The organism is Gammaproteobacteria bacterium (genome assembly GCA_013696315.1).
Lineage (GTDB): Bacteria > Pseudomonadota > Gammaproteobacteria > JACCYU01 > JACCYU01 > JACCYU01.
The window spans coordinates 1-5,399 of sequence record JACCYU010000236.1; the positions used below are offsets into that span (position 1 = coordinate 1).

Sequence of the window (5,399 nt, forward strand, 5' to 3'; positions counted from 1 at the left end):
GTTCTCGAGCAGATCGCTATCATCAAGATGGCCCTGGTGGGGTTGGGGCCGGAGACCGCCGATCTATATCCCAGCCAGCTCAGCGGCGGCATGCGCAAACGCGCCGGCTTGGCGCGCGCACTGGCGCTGGACCCGGAGCTGTTGTTTCTGGACGAACCGTCTTCCGGCCTGGACCCGATCAGCGCGAATGCGCTGGACGAACTGATCTTGCAACTGCGCGGGTCGCTCGGTCTTACCATCGTGATGGTGACGCACGACATGGACTCGCTGTGGCGAGTCGCGGATCGCGTGATATTTTTAGGCGACGCCAGAATCTTGAGCTCCGGCACCATGCCGGCGCTCTCGCGCTCGCTTGCGCCGGAACTCAGAGATTTCTTTCAGGGACCGCGTGCGCGCGCGGCGCGGCCCGCCGACGCGGTATAGTCCGGGGCCAGCCGAATTTCAAGGCAAAACAATTGATCCATTCCCGTCAAACAAAACTCACGGACCCGTATGGAATCTCAATTCAATTACACTCTGATCGGCGCGTTCGTGCTGCTGTTCGGCGCGGCGCTGATCGGCGGCGTGCTGTGGCTGAGCGCCGACATCAGCAGTCGGGATTACAAGACCTATCGGGTCTACATGACCGAATCGGTGTCTGGCCTGGAAGATGACGCCTCGGTAAATTATCGCGGCGTGGAGGTCGGGCGGGTGCGGGAAATCAGTCTGGATTCCACGCACCCGCAGCGGGTGGCAGTGTTGCTGGACATCGAGAGCGACGTGATCGTGCGGCAGAACGACGCGGCGCGCCTGGAGACCACCGGGGTGACCGGCATAAATTACATCAACATCCTCGGCGGTACGCCAGATGCGTCGCCGTTGCGGGCGCGCAAGGGCGAGCCGTATCCGGTGATCGAGAGCAACCCGTCGCTGCTGGGCCGGCTCGATGCGACCTTGTCGATCCTGGGCAAAAACCTGATGGTGACATCCGACAAGATCAACGATCTGTTCAGCGACGATAATCGCGAGTCGTTCGCGCAGATACTTTCGAATATCGAGACCGCCACCGGCAGCATGGCCGGGCGCGCGCCGAAGATCGGGAGCGCGCTGGACGACCTTGCCGACGCCATGGGCAACACGCGCCGCGCATCCGTGCGCCTGCCGGACATCATGACGCGCGCCGAACACAGCATGCGCTCGATCGAACGAACTACCAGGCGCTTTGCCATCGTCATGGGAAACCTGGACCAGAGTGTGATTACCAGCGGCCGGGACGTCGAGCGCTTCACGGCGCAGGCGCTGCCCGAGGCGACTGCGCTCGTGGTGGAACTGCGTCAGATGGTGGCCAATCTGCGCCGTTTGAGCGAGGAGCTGGCGCGCGATCCCAGCACCATAATCTTCGGCTCGCCCGAGGTTGAGCCGGGTCCGGGCGAGTGACGCGCATGCATCAGCCGGCGGCCGTGAAGGCGCTACTCGGCAGTACCGCCATGGGACTCGCGGGTTTGTTGGTATCGTCGTGCGCTGCCCTGCCCGGCTTCACGCACGAACCGCAGACGGTTTATCTGCTGGAGTGGCAGGACGACTTCACCCCCGCCGTGCCGGTGGACATCGAACCGTGCGGATCGTTGTTGATCATCTCGCCGCTGGCGGCGCCCGGCTACGCCACCACGCGCATGGCCTACATTGAGCAGGATCACCGCGTGGATTACTTCGTCGCGCACCGCTGGGCGGATACGCCGGCGCGCATGCTGAGGCCGCTGATGACGCGCGCGCTTGGGGAAAGCGGGCTGTTCGAGGCGGTGGTGGAAAGCCCCGCGCCCATTCAGGCGCAGCTCCGGCTAGAGAGCGAGGTGCTGAAGCTCAGGCAGGTGTTTCTCGATAAAACCAGCGATATTGAGTTGTCCTTGCGCGTGAATCTATACGACCTGACGCGAGGACGGCTGCTCGTCAGCCGCGTGCTGAACGTTGTCACACCAGCGGAAAGCCGGAATCCGTACGGTGGCGTAACAGCGAGCCATAGTGCGGTCGAGCAGGTATTCCAGCAGCTCGCCGATACACTGAGTGCGGTGCTCACCGAAAATCCACCAGTCTGCGGCTGAAAGTCGTCCGGCATCGGATGCGCAAATCACGACTGTCATTACAGATACGGCGAAAACAGCCAGCAGAACGCGTCGCGCGCACGCTCAGGATATGGTCGCGCGTCGACTTCGGCCAGAGTCACCGCGCGCGAACGGCGGTTGATGTCCGCGATGTAGCCGGCGACCGCTTGCGAAAACGCGCGTTCGTAGACCTCTACGGCCAGCTCGAAGTTGAGCCTCAGACTGCGCGGGTCCAAGTTCGCCGAGCCGATGTGCGCGTAATGATCGTCGACCACGAACAGCTTGGTATGCGCAAACGGCGGCGGCTGGTAGTAGATGCGCACCCCGTAACGCAGCAGATCCCACAGCAGGTTGCGCGTGGCCCAATGCACGTACGGCAGGTTGTTGCGGGCCGGTAACACCACGCTCACCTGCAACCCGCGTAACGCCGCCGCCTGCAGCGCGGAAGTAAGCTCGCGGGGCGGGATGAAATATGGGGTGACGATGGCCACGCTCCGGTGGGCGGCGGACACGGCGCCGGCGAGGATCATGGTGAGCTTGTCCAGATCCTCGTCGGGTCCGTCGGTGATGGTGCGACAAATCGCGTCGCCGGCCGTCGCCTGCGACGCAGGTGACGGTGTCAATGATTCGCCGGTTACGAATCGCCAGTCCTCGATGAAGACCGCCTCGATCTGCGCGACCACCGGGCCGCAAACGCGAAAGTGCGTGTCCGCCACCCGGGACGGATCGGCGAGATTATCGGCAAGGTGCCGGTCGCCGATATTGATGCCGCCGGTGAACGCCACGTCGCCGTCCGCCACCAGAATCTTGCGGTGATTACGCAGGTTGATATGCACCGATGGCGGCCACAGCTGCGGAGGGAGAAAGCTCGCCACGCGCACGCCTTTTTTGCGCAGTAGCGAAGTCGCGCGCGGCCGCGAGTACCATTCGCCTACGCCGTCGATCAGCACGCGCACGGCCACGCCGCGTGCCGTGGCGCGACTCAATGCGTCGATAAAGCGTCGGCCGGTCGTGTTGGTCTCAAGGATGTAGGTGCTTAAATATAGCGATTGTCGGGCGGCGTCGATTGCCGCCAGCATCGCCGGAAACACCTGCTCCCCGTTATGCAGCATCTCGATCGTATTGTGCGCGCACAGCGGCCGACGGGTGATGGTCGCCGCAACGCGCGCCAGCTCCGCGTATTCGTCAGGCAACTGGACGACCGGCGGCTGCGCGGCTGGCTGTTCGTCGGCGCGCTCAAACCCGACGCTGAACCGCCGCGGCGCCGCGCCGGATAACTGTCGCGCACGGGTCTGCACCCGGTTGATGCCGAACAGGTAATACATGAGCGGCCCGAGATAAGGAAATACCACGCTCACCGCGATCCAGCCCAGCGCGGCGCGCGGATCGCGCTTGTACAGCAGCGCGTGACCCGCGCTCACCACCGCGAGCACGGCGTGCAGCGCGACGAACATCGCATTCAGCCAGGTGCCCACGATCGATCTGGACGCGCCCAGGACAAGGCGATCCATGGGCGCGGAATAAACCACTGGTCGCGCCTGCGCCGAGGGGTTCCGGCCCTAAGCATGCTGGCCCTGCCCCGCAATAGAGCCGGTCGCTTGTAACGCTGCTCTGGATCTGGAAGACGAAACGTTGATGGAAGGTAGGCGGTAGAGGTCGGCGCCCCGGTTATAAATATGAGGAACCGCGCCTGTGATTCTCGATTTATCTGGGTTAACGCAGGACAAGTTTCACGTCTGCACCAGAGTCACTTCGCCAGCAGCGCCAAGCTACTCACCTTGGAATCGAATTTCGTCATCCACGGCAATTCACCGAATGGCACCACGTTAAAATCCGCGCCCTCAAGCTTCAAGCGTTGCGTGGCCAACCACGGCCCGGGAATGACATTCCTGTACGACCACAATGGCTTTAGATCAGGAAAGTAGTCATGAAGCAGAATCGAGCCACCCTTACTTGAGAAGCCCGAGCGCCAAAGGTACTTCCTGATAGACTGTCGTTGCGTCATGGTTCCCATCCAGAAATATAAAATCGAAACGTTCGGTGCAGGATGAAAGATATCGAGTCGACGGACTGACAACGAATTGAACCATATTCGGCACTCCCATCTTCTCGCTCATTTCACGCGGCGAATCTTTAGATCCAAATTTTTTCCACGGTTGCGACTTCGCATCGTTCACATCACGAATATCGACTGTAATCATCTTTCTGGAATCAACCTGAGTTCGCGAACTACAGTTCCGCAAGGCAGCCAGAATGTTGACAGTCGATGCGCCAACGTGGGTTCCCACCTCCAAAACGGTTCTGGGGCACAAGCGCTTCAGCATGTAGTAAATGGCGCGCCGATCTCCATGGTTCATGCCGCCGTCATTGCCGATGCCCAGCGCGTTGACCTCCTGTTCGACTGACGACCATTCCCGGTCGACATCGGTCGATAAGAAAACGCTTGCCAATTCGTCACGGTCCGTGTGGCTTGTCAAGGGGGTCGTATCACACGATATGTGCTCGAATCGATTGAGTTGTCATTGCTGTCGCCGCGTTCGCATGTAGACATACAGCGGCAATGGAACCAGTCGCTTTACCTTCCGTTTGAACATTTTCACACCTCCTTTGGTTAATGGTCGAGTAACTATGTCATCACGAAACGCTCGAGCGGCGAAATCCCGTCTCAGCATGCACGGTACGATTTTCATGAACGGGACGACAGCCGACTTCAACGGTCAGTATACAGGTGATTTTTCGCTTTTGGCGATGTCGTTCTGATCGCGTGTGGAGGGAATATGTCGACTGCGCGCGACCGCGGCCGCGTCACTGGCCTCGCTCGATGGTGTAGATCACGTCGCCACCGGTTTGCGCGCCCGAGGATTCAGTGACAAATTCCAGGCTGCGCGTGATCGCGTACTCCAGCCGCACGGTCGAGACAGGTTCCAGCAGGCCGATGCCATAGCTTAAATAGAGCCTGGGCGACAGGTACTTGCCAATCACCAGCGACGCCTGCTCGCCCTCGCCCGTGTCGGAAGATTCCAGACCGATCTCGTCCACGCCCAGTCTGGAGCCGAAGTTCTCCGCGAGGTAGTTGCCGCCCTTAAGGCCCAGCGCCAGCCCGGCCCGTGCCAGCAGCGAGCTCTCACCACCGGATGACTCGCCCGGCGCATTCCCCAGCACCAGATAGGACAACTGCTCCTGCTGCGGCATGGCAGGTTCGGAAAATAGCTGAAACTTCGGCTTCTGGAGGCTGCCGCGCGCTTCCACGCCCACCACAACGTCTTCGTCTTCCAGGTCGCCGCGTATTGCGCGTACGTCCAATCCCGGCTCGCTGATGGG

The 5,399-nt window shown here is 61.2% G+C and carries 6 protein-coding genes; 3 read left to right on the forward strand and 3 right to left on the reverse strand.

From position 1 onward, the window contains the following. The 3 genes from H0V34_13945 to H0V34_13955 all read left to right on the forward strand — a co-directional run. A partial coding sequence (locus H0V34_13945; protein ID MBA2492740.1) for an ATP-binding cassette domain-containing protein occupies positions 1-423 on the forward strand: 423 nt, incomplete at its 5' end. 69 nt (positions 424-492) lie between these two features. Continuing rightward, on the forward strand, positions 493-1,416 hold the full coding sequence (locus tag H0V34_13950; protein MBA2492741.1) for an MCE family protein: 924 nt from the start codon (positions 493-495) through the stop codon (positions 1,414-1,416). A 5-nt stretch (positions 1,417-1,421) separates the two neighbouring features. Continuing rightward, the gene (locus H0V34_13955; protein ID MBA2492742.1) at positions 1,422-2,078 is read left to right on the forward strand and encodes a membrane integrity-associated transporter subunit PqiC; all 657 of its coding nucleotides are present in this window, start codon (positions 1,422-1,424) and stop codon (positions 2,076-2,078) included. Positions 2,079-2,116: 38 nt separating this feature from the next. On the opposite strand, the gene cls is transcribed toward H0V34_13955, so the two are convergent. The 3 genes from cls to H0V34_13970 all read right to left on the reverse strand — a co-directional run. Further along, positions 2,117-3,532, reverse strand: a complete 1,416-nt coding sequence (gene cls, locus H0V34_13960; protein ID MBA2492743.1) for a cardiolipin synthase — start codon at positions 3,530-3,532, stop codon at positions 2,117-2,119. Positions 3,533-4,027: 495 nt separating this feature from the next. After that, positions 4,028-4,528, reverse strand: coding sequence for a class I SAM-dependent methyltransferase (locus H0V34_13965; protein MBA2492744.1), 501 nt, complete (start codon positions 4,526-4,528; stop codon positions 4,028-4,030). A 355-nt stretch (positions 4,529-4,883) separates the two neighbouring features. Then, positions 4,884-5,399 (reverse strand): translocation/assembly module TamB domain-containing protein (locus H0V34_13970; GenBank protein MBA2492745.1); only part of this gene is annotated, 516 nt, incomplete at its 5' end.